Here is a 15382-nt window from a genome sequence, read left to right as displayed (position 1 = left end):
CGGTCCTTATGGCCCTCAAAACACGCATGAAGGCGAACGGGAAGGCCCCGAAGGAAATCATATGTGCGGCCATGCGCAAGCTGTTGCATCTGGTGTACGGAGTGCTCAAGTCGGGGAAACCCTATGATCCTGACATCGCGCTTGCTCGATGAGGGTCAAGACGGTATCTACAGTAAATAGTATGTTTTTTGATCAGCGTCAATGACCCCGGCCACCTCCAAACGACCAGTCTTCGCTTGCGGTTGTGGTGATGACCACCATCACATCCTCGGCGTTGAGCTTTGGCGAACGTTCCAGTTTTTCCGCCAGATCCCGATAAAATCGCTGTTTGGTTTCAACGCTTCGAGGACGTCCAGCCGTTATCGCGATCAACACAAAGTCCTGGCTGCGCGGCCCTCCAAGATAGTTGCGGTCAAATATCAGCTCGCCTGCGTCATGCTGGTGAATGACCTGGAAACGATCCGCTTCGGGCACCTCGAAACTGTCGACCAACGCTTCGTGCAAACTCTGAGAAAGCGCATTTAGATAGTCAGTGGATTTACCTCGGTGCAGCGAAATACGTGCGAATGGCATGAATGATTACTCCTGGCCACTGATAGGGTGGGCTTCTAGTTCCCTGAGCAGATTCAGTGCCGAAGCTGCCGTCGGCCAGCCTGAATAGAACGCCAGATGGGTGATGGCTTCGTTTAACTCATCGACACTCAAACCGTTATCCCGCGCGCGTTGTAAATGAAACGGCAGTTGCTCCAGCCGGTACATCGCCACCAGCGCAGCCACTGTCGCCAGGCTGCGTTCACGAGGCGTCAGTTGAGTACGTTTCCAGATGTCGCCAAACAGTACGTTCTCCGTCAGGTCGGCAAACTTTTGCGGATATTGCCTGTGTTGCTCCTGCCCGTGAGCGATGGATGAACTCATGATGCTTTCTCTTGTTTCGCCAATGGGTCAGGAAAACTATCAAGTCGTAATCATTCCGAATATCAGATTTAATAGCGGTAATGATCCCAAATAAGTGGACTGTTTCATGCGTCGTCCCACCTTCGATCTTGATGTGCTGCGCACTTTCGTCACTGGCGTTGAATTCAACAGTTTCGCCAAAGCGGCAGATCGTCTCGGCCGCTCAACGTCTGCGGTCAGTGCTCAATTGAAAAAGCTTGAAGAACAGGTTGGCACGCCTGTGTTGACCAAATCGGGACGCGGGCTGGTCCTGACGCCCGTCGGGGAGTCCCTGCTGAGCCATGCCCGTCGATTACTGGAACTGAACGACGGCATTTTTCAAACGCTGCACGAAAACCAGACGGCCGGAACCATTCGCCTTGGGCTTCAAGAGGACTTTGGGGAGCACTTTCTCAGCGAGATCCTTCGACGTTTTGTGCAGACGTATCCAATGGTGAGTCTCGAAGTCCGGATCGCACGCAACGCCGAATTGCTCGCTCTGATTGAAACCGCAGGGCTGGATCTGGCCCTGACTTGGGACACCGGGCACACCTCGCCTTATGCCGAGCATTTAGGCGAAACCCAAATGCACTGGATCGGGATTCGCGACACCCCGTTGCTGAGCCGTCTTGTGGATTCGCCCCTGCCGTTGATCCTGTTCGACGCCCCGTGCGTATTGCGCAGCGCCGCCACCCAGGCCTTGGATGCTGCGCAAATTCCGTGGCGCATAGCGCTGACCAGCCCCAGCGTAGGAGGAATCTGGGCCGCCGTCGCAGCCGGATTGGGCGTGACGCTGCGAACACGTATTGGCCTACCGGATAACCTGACCTTTCTGGACGGTTTACCCTCGGTGCCGAACCTTGGGTATGTCCTTCATAGTGCAGGAGAAGACCCGACGCCAGCGACGAGGCATCTGGCTGAGTTGATAAGGATGAGTTTGCAGGAACAAACCATCAATTTTGTTGCCGCGAAACAGGGGCTTTGAGCGACGCGCTGATGTACCCGGTGCTCAGTTATCGCTATCAATCAGGTTTTTTAACCATCATGTACTGGCTGAAATTATTGATGTGATCGTCCAGATTATCTTCAAGCATCAACCGGTACTGATCACAAAAGTACTTCAGCATCGCCTCACGCGCCTGAGCCATTTCCTCGCCGGACTTGAAGCTGCGCGCGCTGACCCAGGCATTGAATCGTGTAGTGCCAAACATCATGGAGGCACTGACCTGGCCAAGGTTTTCGAATGCTTTCAACTGCTCGTTGGATAACTCGATGTGCGCGTCTGCGCGGTCATAGAATGCTTGGTCTGTGGTGTCTGGCATTGCGGATTATCCTGGGCATTGTTGTTGGCTGGGGGCATTAAAGCATCTGCGTTGTCTGCATCCATAATTGCAATAGTTGCGAGTACGAGTGGCAAGTCGCGATTATTCTCTGCCGATGAGCAATATCAATGCAGTGAAGTCCCTATCAACCACTTGAGGAGAGTCTTGTGGACAGATGCCATCAAAACGAGCGATAGGCCACGGCGGTGTCTTTGCGCTGAGATCAAAGGCTATAAACTCACCAGCGCCATTACTGCCGAATACAAAACTGTTTGAAGCCATTTGCTCATAGAACGGAATCTGTTCAGGGGCTGCCGCGACCTCGGCGGCGTCATGCTACTCGCGCTTATGCGCAGATAGCGCGAGCAGCGCTAGAGTAATAAATGTCGGCGCTGTTTGGCGCAACGTTGCCATTTTGCTGTTTCCAAGAATTGAGCATGTTTGTCTGAAGCATTTCAGATGCCTTACGGCCTCAGTCAGGACCACGCTCATTGCTGAACGCGTCCAGTGCTTGTATTAAGCCTTTCGCTGCCACTGCTACCAATTCGCCACCCTTTTCCGCGCTGGCCAGGCCGGGATTCGAGCCTATGCGTCCGTCAGGGAACCGCGCGCGAAAGTCACTGGCTTCACGGACCGGGCCCGATTCGGCGATCAACGGAGAATAATCAGCAGATTTGATTGAGTTCGGATACGCCCATTGGGTTATGGCAATTTCCGAAGGTGTGGCATGGGACCCGTGGCCTACCGGGAATTGTTGGCGCGCAAGCTCCCCCACGCCGTCAAGGTCCCACCAGTTGCACAACTTCAGAGCAAAGCCTGCCGGTTTTTTTGCGAAGCTGGCGTCAGAGTAAAGTTCGGAAAATGCCGCTTCAATGGATGCAACATTGCCGCCGTGACCGTTCAGAAAAAGAATCTTCTCAAAGCCATGGATCGTCAATGATCGGGTCCAGTCGCCGATGGCCGCCATAAAGGTTGATGGTCGCAAGGAGATGGTGCCGGCAAAACCCAGATGATGTTGCGCCATGCCTATATTGAAGGTTGGAGCGACTAATATTTCGCCATGCTTTTGTGCTTCGTAAGCAATTATTTGCGGGCACAGCCGGTCAGTGCCTAACAGGCCGGTTGGACCGTGTTGTTCGTTTGAGCCAATAGGAACGACGATAGTGCGGCTACGTTTTAAGAAAAGCTCGATTTCGGACCAGGTGGACATATGTAAGAGCATCAGATTTCCTCGTCAATAGCGCAACCAAGGTGTAAAAAACGTGATGACATTAGCTGCGCACCCGTTATCAGTCCACGGGGCAGGGCAGGGCAGGGCCGTGCCTGGGCACGGGCTTGGGCTTGCAGGGCGAGTGTATCAACCTGGCGACCTTCAGGCACGAGATCGCGTTGGGCTAACTGCTGATCGAGAATATCGATAAGGCACTCCATTTATGGCAACCCGTGCGCGACAGCTACAAGAAGCAGTGACGCGTATGACCGAGTGGGATATTTGCGAAACGCAGCACTGGCAGGTCAGCCATCGACGGCATGCGCGCTACGTCGGTTACCTGATGGTCAGCTCAATCGCTGCTTCACCTGATTTCATGGACCTTAGCGATTCCGCGCTGGCTTCGCTGGAAGATGCCATTCTTTTCTTGAGTCGTGAGGACTGCGAGTGGCCGTTGAATAACGAAGAGAGTGAAGCCCAACACACGACGGTGATGAATCTCCGGAATCTTTACGCCAAGCGATGGCATTAGAAGTTTAGTCAGTCGGTTATTGAGCGAACTCGATACGGCCAGGATGTCCCGTGATCTCAATATTCTTCACCTTCGTCACCCTTGATTTCCGCCGCCAAGGCTCGAGCAATTTCCTTGGCTTTGCCGATCGAATCATCGCTGTAGATGAAAGAAATCACGCCCCTGCGGTAGTCAAAAAAATACTGACGCTGGGTTGAGGGCGACGTCCAGCGTGCGGTGCTTTTTCCACTGATGGTGATGGTTTCACCGGTATTGGGATTAACGCCGCTAATATCATCCCCTAGCGCCATTGATGGATCATTCGCACAGAATGTTTGCCATTCCTCAAGAGCTATCACGCTCTCTTCTGCCCGTGCGCTATCCGTTCTGTATATGTGGAGTTCGTAAGCCATATTTTTGCTTCCTGTACAAAGGCGTAGTGGTTCAGGTTTCAACAGAACTCAGTCAGACGAGGAATCCATAAACTCACCATCATCCCCCTGAAGCTTCGCGTCCAGATCGCGTGAAATCTCACGCAGTTTAGTAATGGCCTCATCACTAGGGTTTTTGGTGTAAAGCTCACCTAGCTCTGGGTTATACCAAAGTGGAAATGACTCGCCCGGTATGGAAACCATGAAATCCTCGGGGCTGTTGGCGGTGTCTCTGACGACTTGCGGGTCTGTGCTCAAGTACGCTTTCCATTGCTCAAACGTGATGATGGGGCCGGATTCATCGGCCCAGAAGGGTTTCCGAGTGATATGGATGTCATAACCCGCGAGGGCGGATGCACTGGCGAACAACAGCATCAATGAAATGAACGTGCGCATGTGAACGTCTTATCAAGAGTGTGCGTGCATTGTTTGTGAGGTGTGCCCGGGCTGTCCAGCAACTTTCCGGATAGCGCAAACGTGTCATCGTTCTTGGCGGGCAGACTGGATTGGAATGCATTATCTGTAGGAGTCGCCCCGGTCACGCCTACAGTAAAAAAGTATTCAAAATCAGGTAGTTGTATTTTTTTTGATAAGAACCGCCAGTTATTTATATTTTGTTTGATAGGAGCTGTCGATGTTCGTCGCTGCGCTGTGGCCATAGATCCGCTTTAGTCGGAAATACCTCGCTGCGTTAGTATTGGTTTTTTGCACGGGAGGCCGATATGCAGCGTCTGGCGAAACCAACGGATTACGTGTTGACCGATGTTCTTGGAAAACAGATGTACACGATTCCATGGGAAACCCGGCTGTGCCCGGGCAATCCTGCCGATGATCCGCAAGTTGGCGTCTTGCTTTACAACGAGTTCGTGCTGGCTGAAGTCAATGGCGAGCAATCGCGGACACCTGAGCAACAGGTCGACGATATTATTGGATGGACCCTCGCAACACCCGGCGAGGCGGCGCGCAGTCTGGCGGTTGATCTGGCAGCGGCGTATCAGGGCACGTATCAGTTTCGGATAGAAGATCTTGAACACTGGGACCCGCAAACCAAAGCGTTTCGTGCGCATCTGATTTTCCATAATAAGGATATTCGTAGTCTTTGCGCTTCGCAGGTAATGGCTTTACGAAACAGATCAACGACCTGAAACAACGAGGTAATTGATGTCTACAGATCCGCTATGTCTTGTATTTGTGCCGGCTCTTGTCGTGGTTCTGAGCGCTGCTGAAAAGAGCAAAGGCTCGCCGCTTACGGAAGCTGAGGTGGTTGATATTCGAGATCGCGCCACCTGTATCGCGCTGTCGTTCGACACTGCGCTCAAGATGGAACAAGCGCGGGGTTATCCCGATATCGTGGCTGAGAATTGCTGGAGCGAATGGCAAGCGATACGACTGCAATTGGCTTGAGTTAATCCTCGCGTAATCATCGCCACTGACCACCGTGCTAACCCCGAGAGACTTTATGAATAGCCAACTTGCCAGGTTAATCGCCAACTACCAGACAAGCGTCAGAACATCTGTGGAGTTGATGCAGGTATCTGGTATTGCGCGGCCTGCGACTAGTATGGATTGGGTGGCTAATGATATTCCTCAGCGCGGAGAACTCAGCGGCGGAGTCAAGTATTTCAAGCACGGTTACGGCTGCGCGGTTCATCTTCCTTCAGGAACAGTCGATTTCGACTTCGGACCACACGGCGAAATCGACGGCTTCGATGCATGGCGGCTTATCGGGTTTGCCGACGAAAAATTAACGGATTACGGTTTTGCAGATGAAGAGACACTGAAGGCGTGTTTCGCAGCCGAGGTGGCGGCGGGTGCCCTGGAGTACTCCGGATATATTCTTTACTACCTGAAAGTGACGTCGGGGTTGCCTCCGACCAGTGATGACTTCCCCGTCGTACAAACGTAGTCTTGCTGGATCGCTTTCCCAATAACTACAAAAAGTCAGGAGTCATCGATGCAACCGATCCGTCTCGGTCTGGTGGGCTACGGCAAGATTGCCCAGGATCAGCACGTGCCCGCTATTACCGCTAACCCCGCGTTCCAGTTGGTGGCTGTTGCGACCCAAGGCCAGCCTTGTGCCGGGGTAGAGAACTTTCAGTCCTTGAGTGAGTTGCTGGAAAAAGGTCCGCAAGTTGATGCGATTGCGTTCTGCACGCCGCCTCAGGGGAGATTTGCGCTGGTGCAGCAGGCGTTGGCTGCGGGTAAACACGTGTTGGTCGAGAAGCCGCCGTGTGCCACGTTGGGCGAAGCGATGGCGTTGGCGAGTCACGCTGCGGAGCAGGGCGTCAGCGGCTTGTTCGCCTGGCATTCGCGTTATGCACCCGGGATCGAAGCTGCGCGTGACTGGCTGGCCACTCGCACGCTGCAAAGCGTGCAGATCGACTGGAAAGAGGCCGTGCGTAAATGGCACCCCGGTCAGGCATGGATCTGGCAGCCGGGCGGTCTGGGCGTTTTCGATCCGGGCATTAATGCCTTGTCTATTACGACCCATCTTCTGCCGTTGCCGCTGTTCGTTGAGTCCGCCGAACTGCGAGTCCCGAGTAACTGTCAGTCGCCTATCGCCGCGTCCATCAAGATGTCTGATGCGCGTCAGCTCGATGTTCGCGCGGAGTTCGATTTTGACCATGGTCATGATGAACTATGGAGTATCGAGATTCGCTGTGCTGAAGGCGTCCTGCGACTGGACAACGGGGGGGCGTTGTTGAGCATCGACGGTGTACGTCAGGCGGTTTCGGAAGAGGGCGAGTACGCGGCGGTGTATCGACATTTTCATCAGTTGATTGGCGACAAAGCCAGTGATCTGGACTTGCAGCCGTTGCGCTTGGTCGCGGACAGTTTTTTTGTTGGCAGCCGGGCGTCGGTAGAGCCGTTTTACGATTGAGCTTGAAGAAGCCCGGTTTCTGTATGGTTTTCCTGACACCACGCTGTCGCGCAGCAAACATTGGACCTGTAGGAGCTCACGAGCACCGCGAGGCAGCGTGGCGGTGTGTCAGGCAGGACGCCATCGCTGCCTCGCGGTGCTCGTGAGCTCCTACAGGGCTTGTGTTTTTCCTGTTGGAGCGAGTAACCGCGGTGCTTTACCGCGCATTTACCACCTGCATATTCAGTGACGTGTAATCTTTCTCTTCAGTGCGGGCATGGTAGAAAAAGCCGTAATCCACCAGGTAGTAGTAATACTCTGTCTGGGGGAGCGTAAAGCCACCCATGCTTTTGCGGCAGGTCAGTGCTTTCGCGTTGCCCTGGAGATTGGCGTGCAGTTTTTTCGCGGGTTGCTCGCTGTCCACTGAACACTCGACTGTCTCGGGGTCTTCGCCCAATTTGCCAAGCACATTACTGGACAGGCTTTGAGTGACGGTGTAACCCACTTTGCTGCCGACGTTCAGGTGTTGCCAGTCGCCCTGGAAGGTCAGATTTTGCGTCACCAGAGTGTTGTGGGAAAGTTTGGCTTGTTCCCTGCCGGAGAGTTTCAGCAATCCGCGCCAATTAATCTGGCGCCCGACGACGAGATTCTCGTTTTTATGGGCAATTGCGAGCTGCCCGGTAGTGGGGTCTGTGGACAGAGTAAATGCGGTGCCGTCTTTCCATTCTTTTTCTCTGTTGCTGCGAGTCCCGGCAAACTCGATGTAGTTGAGCTGTCTGGACGGCGCTGGCATGTGCAGTTGTTCGATGTTTTTCAACACTGCCGGATTGACGTCGGGCAGCGCATCGGCTGCTACCGTTACCTTGCTGCGTTGCTTGTGTACAGGGAGGGAGGCCAGCGAGTCGGGTGCCTTGCACACGCGCTCAAACAGTCTGGAGAGGTCTTCGTCCGCGGCTGTTATGGCCTTTGGTGCGGGAAGTCTCTCGATTTGACCGTCGGTTACTTCATTTTTGGCGTTGAGATAATAAAGCCCCAGCAGTGTTGCGCTGCGCGCGCTGCAGTCCATGACGTAGTGTTCGCGTGTCTGGGTGAACGGCGCGTTGTTGGCCGGGCTGATACTGGTTTTCGGCTCATCGTGGCCCGCCCAGAACTGCACCTTGTTGGCCTTTTTCTCCACGCTGGTGATGTCGAGCAGGAGCTGTTGTTTATCGTCAGATCCCGCCACCTGACGCCAGTCCGGCATGGGCAGGTTTTTACACGCGCGAGTGAAGTCCCGATTCCCCATCAGCGTGGCGTGGTATTGCGCAGGCAGTGGAGTTGCCGGGGTGTAATTGCCGAGATTGCCGGGATAGAAGCGCCTGTATTTGAACGAATAAACCTGATTGACCTGCGGCTGTGAGCAAGCAGCCGAAAACTGGGTACTGCTCCAGAACGGCGGGCCTGAGTCGGTCGGGGCGGCTACCTGAAAGTTAATCACGTCACCTTCACGCATCACGCTGTCAGGGGTGAAGGGCTGTTCAAGTAACGCTGACTGTTTGTCCGCTGGACCTTGCTGGCTAGAGCAGGCAGCAAGGGTCATGAAAGCGAGAGGAAGAATCGAGCGTCGCACCGGTGTCTCCAGTCAGTCCATTTGATGGGGGAATAATTACATGAATTCGGTTAACCGATGTATTCACGGTATTGCGCGCTTCAGGTACGTAGATCGAGGACGTTAGATTTATAACGAGTCTTGCTCAAACGCCACCGGGAAATCAGCTGCCAATAAACGATGAGCCATTTCAAGCAGATCTGTCGGTTGATCCTGCTGCGTATTGAACAAGCTGATACCCAAATAATGTTCAAGGTGCAGCGTGATGGTCTGATCGCCTACCAGCAAATCCCAATAACGCTCTTCAAGGCCGTCGGCTTTTTGTGTCCAGACGCCTTTGAGGCTGTGCTCAAGCTTTCGGGCGATCACTTCAAATAAATGCCAGTCGGCTGCTTCGGATATTCTCAGTTCCACAGGTTTACCTCTACTCGCATGTTGCTGTTCTGCTCAACCATTCGGCACGCGTCATCTCCCATATTTCCTTGAGCATCGGCCCCGATACAAAATGGCCTTCCCTTGTTTCGATCAAGCGCATGCCTTCGTGCTGTGAGACCTTGCGCGACGCCTGGTTGTCCACCGCTTTGGGGACTTGCATAACCGGGCGTGCCAGCGTTTCAAACCAGTACGCGTTAATGACCTTGCAGGCCTCACGGATGTAGCCTTTGCCCTGCCATTGCGGGGCGAGCCAGAAGCCCCGGTTGTTGCCTGGGTGATCGTACAGACTGATGCTGCCTATGCTCTGTGACAACTCCGATCCCAAGCGGATCATCCAGTGCCATTCGCGTCCTGCCGCGATGGCCGGGAGCACGACGTCACTAACATACGTCAGTGCGCCGTCATCCGGGTAAGGCCATGGCACCCGACTGTCGAGGTAGCGGACCACTTCCCAGTGGGGGAATAGCTGCTGGATATCGGAGGCGTCGGCCAGTTGCAGCGGAGTGAGTGTCAAGCGAGCGGTTTGCAGTGTATGCGGGCTGTCCATTGCAAGAAGTCCTTGGAGCGGCATCGGTCATCGGTTGATACTTTTGCAGAGTGCGACTCTGGATGTCGAGTGGGTTCGCAGCAATGATCCGCCAGATACTGATCCGGGTGAGAAATACACCAGACTTGTGGTGATGGAAATAATGAACTCATTGGAAGTAAACAAAAAGGAATCCCAAATGCTCCGCCTGATCTGGCTGCGCGACGATATGCAGTACAGCAACACTTTCGCACAGTGGCTGCACGAACAATTTGCATATGAGTACGTCGGTCATTCATTGAATGACTGGCAGCGTGAATTTGCCGAGGGGCAGGTTAATGGTGACTGGCAATGCCTGATTGCCGTCGAGGATGGGCAACTGCTGGGCGGCGCTGCGCTGGCTAGAAATGACTTGGCTGAACGCCCGGAGCTGGGCCCATGGCTGGCCTGTGTTTTCATCGCCCCGCATGCACGGCAGCGAGGTCTGGCGGAACAACTTATCGAAGGCATTTGCGCTACAGCGAAGGCCAACGGCAACAAGCGACTGTATCTGCATACCCACGATCGCCATGAGTACTACGCCAAGCGCGGCTGGCAGGTTCTGGAGTGTTTTCAGGCGTGGGATAAGGAACACTGGCTGATGGGGCGGGATCTTTGAATGTGCTTCAAGCAGATACCCACCACATTTTGAAAACAGGACAGGTCGATGCCTACTGCGAAACTTCATCTCATGTGCGGCAAGATCGCCTCGGGCAAATCAACGCTTGCGAAGGCACTCGTCGCAGAGCATTCAGCAATACTGCTGAGTGAGGATCATTGGCTCTCAAGGCTTTACCCTGGCGAGATCAAATCAGTGACCGACTATGTGCAATTTGCACATCGAATTCGCGATGTTTTGCGCCCGTTGGTTATCGATATAGTGCAGTCGGGTATCAGTGTTGTTCTGGATTTCCCTGGCAATACTCGTGCAGACCGAGAGTGGTTACGAGGTCTGGCGGGGTAGCACACTGCTTGCACTATCTGGACGTGGAGGATGATATATGCCGTGCCAGGTTGCATGCCCGCAATGCACACGGCGGGCATGACTTTGCGGCAACCGACGCAGAGTTTGATTTGATCACCCGGTATTTTCAGACGCCAACACCGGAGGAAGGGCTGGATATTCAGGTTCATCGTCTGTAATTCATCAGTTGATTTACGATTGTCAGGGCTGCCAGCCCTGACAAGACCTTCCTCAAACAGGCAAAAAGCGATGAACCTTCGCTTCCAATATCTCGATCAATTCAGGTTGCATGTATTCAAAGTCGTCAGGGATATCGAGGCAAACAACTCGCTTGTCTTTCAGCGCATTGGCAAACCTGGCCTTGAGCTTCCTGCGATGAGCAGGCTCCATGACGAATACCAGCTCCGCCCACTCGATAAGCTCCGAGTCCACTGGAACGTCGGCGTCATTACCGACCCCTGCGGATGACGTTGTTACACCCGGCCAGTTTGCAAAAACATGTTCAGCCGTCGGGCTGCGCAATCTGTTTTTACCGCAGACGAAAAGTACGTTCAGCATGTATGAAAACCTTTAGCCAACGGGGTCGGGATCGGCCAGTCGTTGTTTATGATAGCGCTGTCGCAACTTTAGGCTTTGCGTGGTTTCAGGAGCGCATGCCCATCCAGATCACGGTTTCGGTCCATGCCGTTACTAATGGGTTAAGCGCTCTGAACCAAGGATCGTGGACATCAATCTGCGCCGCTGATTGGTCGTGATGGTGTTGTTCCTCTTCCACGATCGAAGTAATAGCGGCCACTGCATGTGGATCGATATCACCCAGTTCATGAAGCTGATGAGCCAAGTGTTTGAGCACGACACTTTCCACCGCGACGGTGGTCGCCACAATGGCTTTGCGACCACAGATGCCGGTGACCAGACCCAGTACCAGACCGCCAATACCGCACAGCCAGTAACTGCGGCAGCGCGGATAATTGCGCCGTTGCAGCTCGGCTTGAAAAACAGTCCGATGACGGCGCTCATGGGAGAGAAACTCTTTGAGTTCACTCACCATACCTGGAGCAAAAAGCCGAGCCATGAACAACTGCCCGCTATAGATGCAGATAGCGCCGTGCTCGCCGGCGTGGTTGACCTTCATTATTCGGTTGCCAAGAGGCGGGTAGTCAGTTTCAGTCACGCTACGTGTGCCTTGTCCGAGATGGCGGACAGTAAGTTTATCCTCTTTTCAGCATCGACCCTGACTCGGCTCTGTTGTGACACCCACACTGCATCTGCAGGATTGGGTTCGTCCGGGAAGAGGAGATTTTCGGGATTAAAATGCAGTGGATGTACTGGCCACTTTATGCACAAAAGCAGTCCGGAACCGAGCAAGTAATACTGCTGTGTCGTCACGCATTCCCCAAAAACATCCCATGCGTAGCGTGATCATCATCCATTGGCTGAAAGCCGCAGCGCAGGTAAAACGCATCCGCATCCGACGTGTCAGTGGACAGGCGCACGATGCGGAAATGTTGAGTTGCGTGTTCCACAAGCCGATCGACCAAAGTCTTTCCGATGTTCTGGCCTCTTGCCTCACGAGCGATGTACACCCTGCGTAGCCTGCCGATGTTCTCCTGAGTAAACGGGTCACATGTCAGGCCACCAATGCCTACGAGACGGTCTCCCAGATACGCCGCCATAAGGCATTCACCCTGCGCGTCGAACCGATTGGTTCCGGTACGCCATTCTTCAATCAAGCGGGTGAGAAATCGGAAGCCCTCTGCCACGGCTTGTTTTTCCAGTTCCTGAGTCTGGGTAGGCAGTGTGGTGATGAGTTGAATATCTACTGGCGACACTCGATGTCCTCGTTTTGGGAGAGGCACTGTTCTGCCGGAAAATACGTGCGAAGCTCACCCATCAGGCAAACGGCAACGGCCCCGGAAATTTGCCGATCGGCACCCAATGGGTGATAAGCCCCGTATCAGGTTTCCAGTGGTGCAACAGCAGGGCAGGCGGCTCTACGTAAGAGGCTTCCGGAGCATTTTCGTCCAGCGCCAAAGCGATGGCTGTGGTGGTACTGGGGGCGGTGCACAACAGAGAGCCACCAAAGCGCAGTTGCATGGATCGGTGGATGTGACCGCAAACTATTCGCTCGATGGCGGGGTAGCGCTCGACCACCTGAACAAGCCGGTGCGCATTGATACACGCATACGTATCAATGTAAGGAATGCCGCTCAAAAATGGCGGCTGGTGGAGCATGATCAGGGTTGGTCGATCCGGCTCTTCTACAAGGGCAGCTTCCAGCCATGCCTGTGCTGCTTCGGTCATGTCACCGTGATGTTCGTCGGGCACGGTGATATCCAGTCCAATGATGCGAACGGGGCCAAGGTGTGACGCAACAAAGTGCAGCGCCCCTTCGCGTGTAGCGCTTTCTGCCTGGGCAAACGCAGACCTGAACAACTCGCGATCATCGTGATTGCCAGGGATCATCAACAGCGGTTGCTCGATATCCGAAAGTAACGCGCGGGCCATTTCGTACTCTTCCGGTTGTCCTTCATCTACCAGATCACCGGTGATGATCACCACATCCGGGCGCGGATGAAGGGCGTTCAGATGCTCGATGGCCTGTTTGCACATCGTGTTTGAATCCACCAATCCTTTATAGAGTTCGCCTTTTGGCCTGATGTGCGGGTCTGACAGGTGGGCGATGAGCACTGGGTGTCCTCCCTGGAAAATGACTGGCTGAAGGTGACAGCAGTGTTAACCATTTAAACATTGAAGGCGAGCGCCAGAAGTGGAGCGCCACCCGCCACGACGGCCCGCCAGTTTACAAAGGCCGCGCATTCCACCAGCGCTGAAAATTGTTCAGGGCAGCGTTGCTTGAAGCTCTGAGCGTTGTCGATGACCAATGATAGCGGTTGTCCTGGTTGAACATGGACAGACGACATTTCTGCGCTGGGGTCATCAAGGTACGAGAGGCAATCAATCCAAGCGTCCATGTTGCACCCGTAGAGGCCCGGGAAGCCGAATATGTCCGAGAACACCTTGTGGAATGTCTGCCAGTCAGTAATCAGATCTGCATTCAATCGTATCATTGGAGGAACCCGTTAACTTTGCTTGATTCTAAGAGCGCATGCCCATCCAAATTACGGCTTCAGTCCATGCCGTCACCATTGGGTTAAGCGCTCTGAACCAAGGGTCACTGACATCAATCTGCGCCGCTGATTGGTCGTGATGATGTTGTTCTTCCTCCACGATCGATTTAATTGCGGCCACCGCGTGTGGATCGATATCGCCCGGCTCATGAAGTTGATGAGCCAGGTGTTTGAGCACGACGCTTTCAACTGCGACAGTGGTAGCCACGATGGCTTTGCGGCCACAGAGACCGGTGACCAGGCCCAACACCAGACCGCCGATACCGCACAGCCAGTAACTACGGCAGCGCGGATAATTGCGCCGCTGTAGCTCTGCCTGAAAGACAGTCCGATGACGGCGTTCATGGGAGAGAAATTCCTTGAGTTCACTCACCATGCCAGGAGCAAAAAGCCCAGCCATGAATAACTGGCCGCTGTAGATGCAGATCGCGCCGTGCTCGCCGGCATGGTCAACCTTCATCATACGGTTGCCCAAGGGCGGGTAGTCAGTGTCAGTCACGCTGGGTAGGCCGTGTTCGAGGTGGTGGGCATGGAGTTTATCAAAACTCACTAAGGTAACCTGACAGGCTCACGTTCCATGTCGAACACATCAGTCTCCTGTGCTGACAATAGATCCTCAAAAGCATCACTACCGTTTTTATCTATAAACTGTTTTTCAATTTCATGAATTGCAAAACATTGTAACCAGTTTATTTTGATTTCATCAAAAATCAATTCTTCAAAATGGCCATCGTTCCATAAAAAAGGTATGGAGAAATATAAGTGAGGCATCTTGGTTTTTGGAAAGTACTCCTCAACAGCGCTTTCCAGGAAAGACCCCGGCATAACGGGTTTTTTTCTTTGTTCGATGCAGAAAGCTGCTGACGCTATCACATTATCCCAGGCTTCAAAAGTTGCTGGAACAGCAGAGCAAAGCTCGACACGGGTTATAAATTCTGTACCGTCTTCGTTGGCTAATGAGATTTCAGATAGTCCGATGGTTCCTACTGATTTTATACCGGGCTCTATCGTGTCGAACGCAGTGACGATAGATATCGACCTTGCTCTAGCGTCATCGTAGTAAGCATGAACAGTTGGCGTGCCGCCAAAAAAATTGAGAATGTGCTTTGCTACTGTTTTTAGTTGAAGGCTAGGAGGCTGTTTCATTGGGTGTCCATAGTAATCATCAGTTTCAAGCTTCCCTTTATGACTTCTGTTGGAAGAAGGCAGCTCGGGCCGGTAATTGCTCCAATTATTCTACTCATCTAGAAACTGCTTTCTACCTTGTACTCAGCTTTACATTGTATGGGGGGCGACATGGACCGGGGCGGCTTGAGGTCGAGCATGCCCCAGCCATTTTTCCTCGTGCTGATTGTCTACACTGATTCAGCTTCTCGGTGTTAGCAGGCCGGGTCAAGCTCAACTCTGGTTCGTTTGCAAACTGATGCGAAGG

23 protein-coding genes and 1 pseudogene are annotated in these 15382 nt (G+C 53.5%); 8 read left to right on the top strand and 16 right to left on the bottom strand.

Annotated features, from left to right (window positions below):
• Positions 1-198: 198 nt before the first annotated feature.
• Complete coding sequence (locus CKW31_RS24445) at positions 199-573, bottom strand: tautomerase family protein (protein WP_095100903.1); 375 nt, start codon at positions 571-573, stop codon at positions 199-201.
• Positions 574-579: 6 nt separating this feature from the next.
• Entirely contained in the window at positions 580-915 is a 336-nt protein-coding gene (locus CKW31_RS24440) for a carboxymuconolactone decarboxylase family protein (RefSeq protein ID WP_095100901.1), read from the bottom strand.
• A 106-nt stretch (positions 916-1021) separates the two neighbouring features.
• On the opposite strand from CKW31_RS24440, the gene CKW31_RS24435 reads away from it, so the two are divergent.
• The gene (locus tag CKW31_RS24435) at positions 1022-1918 is read left to right on the top strand and encodes a LysR substrate-binding domain-containing protein (protein ID WP_095100899.1); all 897 of its coding nucleotides are present in this window, start codon (positions 1022-1024) and stop codon (positions 1916-1918) included.
• 37 nt (positions 1919-1955) lie between these two features.
• On the opposite strand, the gene CKW31_RS24430 is transcribed toward CKW31_RS24435, so the two are convergent.
• Together CKW31_RS24430 and CKW31_RS24425 are read right to left on the bottom strand one after the other, a co-directional pair.
• Positions 1956-2255: a DUF3144 domain-containing protein gene (locus CKW31_RS24430; RefSeq protein WP_095100897.1), complete on the bottom strand. Its 300-nt coding sequence runs from the start codon at positions 2253-2255 to the stop codon at positions 1956-1958.
• A 472-nt stretch (positions 2256-2727) separates the two neighbouring features.
• Positions 2728-3477 carry a creatininase family protein gene (locus CKW31_RS24425; RefSeq protein WP_095100896.1) on the bottom strand — a complete coding sequence of 250 codons (750 nt, stop codon included), beginning with the start codon at positions 3475-3477 and terminating at the stop codon, positions 2728-2730.
• A 211-nt stretch (positions 3478-3688) separates the two neighbouring features.
• Here CKW31_RS24425 and CKW31_RS24415 point away from each other — a divergent pair, with 211 nt between their 5' ends.
• On the top strand, positions 3689-3997 hold the full coding sequence (locus tag CKW31_RS24415; protein ID WP_256582726.1) for a hypothetical protein: 309 nt from the start codon (positions 3689-3691) through the stop codon (positions 3995-3997).
• 56 nt (positions 3998-4053) lie between these two features.
• Here CKW31_RS24415 and CKW31_RS24410 read toward each other — a convergent pair whose 3' ends face one another.
• On the bottom strand, positions 4054-4389 hold the full coding sequence (locus tag CKW31_RS24410; protein WP_095100880.1) for a hypothetical protein: 336 nt from the start codon (positions 4387-4389) through the stop codon (positions 4054-4056).
• 48 nt (positions 4390-4437) lie between these two features.
• Entirely contained in the window at positions 4438-4803 is a 366-nt protein-coding gene (locus CKW31_RS24405) for a hypothetical protein (RefSeq protein ID WP_095100878.1), read from the bottom strand.
• Between the two features lie 326 nt (positions 4804-5129).
• Between CKW31_RS24405 and CKW31_RS24400 the strand changes: the two genes are divergently transcribed.
• The 4 genes from CKW31_RS24400 to CKW31_RS24385 are packed head-to-tail and all read left to right on the top strand — an operon-like array spanning position 5130 to position 7288.
• Positions 5130-5552, top strand: a complete 423-nt coding sequence (locus CKW31_RS24400) for a hypothetical protein (RefSeq protein ID WP_095100876.1) — start codon at positions 5130-5132, stop codon at positions 5550-5552.
• A gap of 16 nt (positions 5553-5568) precedes the next feature.
• Positions 5569-5811 (top strand): hypothetical protein, encoded by a 243-nt coding sequence (locus tag CKW31_RS24395; RefSeq protein WP_095100874.1) that lies wholly within the window; start codon positions 5569-5571, stop codon positions 5809-5811.
• A gap of 55 nt (positions 5812-5866) precedes the next feature.
• Complete coding sequence (locus CKW31_RS24390) at positions 5867-6313, top strand: hypothetical protein (protein ID WP_095100872.1); 447 nt, start codon at positions 5867-5869, stop codon at positions 6311-6313.
• 48 nt (positions 6314-6361) lie between these two features.
• A complete protein-coding gene (locus tag CKW31_RS24385; RefSeq protein WP_095100870.1) occupies positions 6362-7288 on the top strand; it encodes a Gfo/Idh/MocA family protein in 927 nt (308 codons plus the stop codon).
• Between the two features lie 196 nt (positions 7289-7484).
• Here the strand turns inward: CKW31_RS24385 and CKW31_RS24380 are convergent, their stop codons facing one another.
• The 3 genes from CKW31_RS24380 to CKW31_RS24370 form a co-directional block, all read right to left on the bottom strand.
• The gene (locus CKW31_RS24380) at positions 7485-8876 is read right to left on the bottom strand and encodes a surface-adhesin E family protein (RefSeq protein ID WP_095100868.1); all 1392 of its coding nucleotides are present in this window, start codon (positions 8874-8876) and stop codon (positions 7485-7487) included.
• Positions 8877-8984: 108 nt separating this feature from the next.
• A complete protein-coding gene (locus CKW31_RS24375) occupies positions 8985-9269 on the bottom strand; it encodes a DUF3630 family protein (RefSeq protein ID WP_176469974.1) in 285 nt (94 codons plus the stop codon).
• A 10-nt stretch (positions 9270-9279) separates the two neighbouring features.
• Complete coding sequence (locus CKW31_RS24370) at positions 9280-9837, bottom strand: GNAT family N-acetyltransferase (protein WP_095100866.1); 558 nt, start codon at positions 9835-9837, stop codon at positions 9280-9282.
• A 178-nt stretch (positions 9838-10015) separates the two neighbouring features.
• On the opposite strand from CKW31_RS24370, the gene CKW31_RS24365 reads away from it, so the two are divergent.
• Positions 10016-10474: a GNAT family N-acetyltransferase gene (locus CKW31_RS24365; protein ID WP_095100864.1), complete on the top strand. Its 459-nt coding sequence runs from the start codon at positions 10016-10018 to the stop codon at positions 10472-10474.
• A gap of 48 nt (positions 10475-10522) precedes the next feature.
• Positions 10523-10998: pseudogene (locus tag CKW31_RS24360) on the top strand (AAA family ATPase).
• A gap of 52 nt (positions 10999-11050) precedes the next feature.
• On the opposite strand, the gene CKW31_RS24355 reads toward CKW31_RS24360, so the two are convergent.
• From CKW31_RS24355 to CKW31_RS24325, 7 genes are all read right to left on the bottom strand, one after another.
• Positions 11051-11377, bottom strand: a complete 327-nt coding sequence (locus CKW31_RS24355) for a low molecular weight protein tyrosine phosphatase family protein (protein WP_095100862.1) — start codon at positions 11375-11377, stop codon at positions 11051-11053.
• Between the two features lie 85 nt (positions 11378-11462).
• Positions 11463-11993, bottom strand: a complete 531-nt coding sequence (locus tag CKW31_RS24350) for a demethoxyubiquinone hydroxylase family protein (RefSeq protein ID WP_256582724.1) — start codon at positions 11991-11993, stop codon at positions 11463-11465.
• A 211-nt stretch (positions 11994-12204) separates the two neighbouring features.
• A complete protein-coding gene (locus CKW31_RS24345) occupies positions 12205-12651 on the bottom strand; it encodes a GNAT family N-acetyltransferase (RefSeq protein ID WP_095100858.1) in 447 nt (148 codons plus the stop codon).
• 61 nt (positions 12652-12712) lie between these two features.
• Positions 12713-13510, bottom strand: coding sequence for a phosphodiesterase (locus tag CKW31_RS24340; protein WP_095100856.1), 798 nt, complete (start codon positions 13508-13510; stop codon positions 12713-12715).
• A gap of 53 nt (positions 13511-13563) precedes the next feature.
• Positions 13564-13890, bottom strand: coding sequence for a barstar family protein (locus CKW31_RS24335; RefSeq protein WP_095100854.1), 327 nt, complete (start codon positions 13888-13890; stop codon positions 13564-13566).
• A gap of 28 nt (positions 13891-13918) precedes the next feature.
• Positions 13919-14500 (bottom strand): demethoxyubiquinone hydroxylase family protein, encoded by a 582-nt coding sequence (locus CKW31_RS24330; RefSeq protein ID WP_256582723.1) that lies wholly within the window; start codon positions 14498-14500, stop codon positions 13919-13921.
• Complete coding sequence (locus tag CKW31_RS24325) at positions 14500-15096, bottom strand: suppressor of fused domain protein (RefSeq protein ID WP_095100852.1); 597 nt, start codon at positions 15094-15096, stop codon at positions 14500-14502. The genes CKW31_RS24330 and CKW31_RS24325 overlap by 1 nt, the downstream gene beginning before the upstream one ends.
• Positions 15097-15382 lie beyond the last annotated feature (286 nt).

Origin of the sequence: Pseudomonas sp. Irchel 3A5, assembly GCF_900187575.1 — a bacterium.
Taxonomy (GTDB): Bacteria; Pseudomonadota; Gammaproteobacteria; order Pseudomonadales; family Pseudomonadaceae; genus Aquipseudomonas; species Aquipseudomonas folii.
This window is presented reverse-complemented; position numbering and strand designations above follow the sequence as displayed.

What these genes read in the sequence shown, in the direction of transcription:
- CKW31_RS24435 (WP_095100899.1), top strand. Translation starts at nt 1,022, where the DNA reads ATGCGTCGTCCCACCTTCGATCTTGATGTGCTGCGCACTTTCGTCACT.
- CKW31_RS24370 (WP_095100866.1), bottom strand. Translation starts at nt 9,837, where the DNA reads ATGGACAGCCCGCATACACTGCAAACCGCTCGCTTGACACTCACTCCG.
- CKW31_RS24390 (WP_095100872.1), top strand. Translation starts at nt 5,867, where the DNA reads ATGAATAGCCAACTTGCCAGGTTAATCGCCAACTACCAGACAAGCGTC.
- CKW31_RS24430 (WP_095100897.1), bottom strand. Translation starts at nt 2,255, where the DNA reads ATGCCAGACACCACAGACCAAGCATTCTATGACCGCGCAGACGCGCAC.
- CKW31_RS24365 (WP_095100864.1), top strand. Translation starts at nt 10,016, where the DNA reads ATGCTCCGCCTGATCTGGCTGCGCGACGATATGCAGTACAGCAACACT.
- CKW31_RS24335 (WP_095100854.1), bottom strand. Translation starts at nt 13,890, where the DNA reads ATGATACGATTGAATGCAGATCTGATTACTGACTGGCAGACATTCCAC.
- CKW31_RS24445 (WP_095100903.1), bottom strand. Translation starts at nt 573, where the DNA reads ATGCCATTCGCACGTATTTCGCTGCACCGAGGTAAATCCACTGACTAT.
- CKW31_RS24400 (WP_095100876.1), top strand. Translation starts at nt 5,130, where the DNA reads ATGCAGCGTCTGGCGAAACCAACGGATTACGTGTTGACCGATGTTCTT.
- CKW31_RS24385 (WP_095100870.1), top strand. Translation starts at nt 6,362, where the DNA reads ATGCAACCGATCCGTCTCGGTCTGGTGGGCTACGGCAAGATTGCCCAG.
- CKW31_RS24325 (WP_095100852.1), bottom strand. Translation starts at nt 15,096, where the DNA reads ATGAAACAGCCTCCTAGCCTTCAACTAAAAACAGTAGCAAAGCACATT.
- CKW31_RS24425 (WP_095100896.1), bottom strand. Translation starts at nt 3,477, where the DNA reads ATGCTCTTACATATGTCCACCTGGTCCGAAATCGAGCTTTTCTTAAAA.
- CKW31_RS24395 (WP_095100874.1), top strand. Translation starts at nt 5,569, where the DNA reads ATGTCTACAGATCCGCTATGTCTTGTATTTGTGCCGGCTCTTGTCGTG.
- CKW31_RS24410 (WP_095100880.1), bottom strand. Translation starts at nt 4,389, where the DNA reads ATGGCTTACGAACTCCACATATACAGAACGGATAGCGCACGGGCAGAA.
- CKW31_RS24405 (WP_095100878.1), bottom strand. Translation starts at nt 4,803, where the DNA reads ATGCGCACGTTCATTTCATTGATGCTGTTGTTCGCCAGTGCATCCGCC.
- CKW31_RS24355 (WP_095100862.1), bottom strand. Translation starts at nt 11,377, where the DNA reads ATGCTGAACGTACTTTTCGTCTGCGGTAAAAACAGATTGCGCAGCCCG.
- CKW31_RS24440 (WP_095100901.1), bottom strand. Translation starts at nt 915, where the DNA reads ATGAGTTCATCCATCGCTCACGGGCAGGAGCAACACAGGCAATATCCG.
- CKW31_RS24415 (WP_256582726.1), top strand. Translation starts at nt 3,689, where the DNA reads ATGGCAACCCGTGCGCGACAGCTACAAGAAGCAGTGACGCGTATGACC.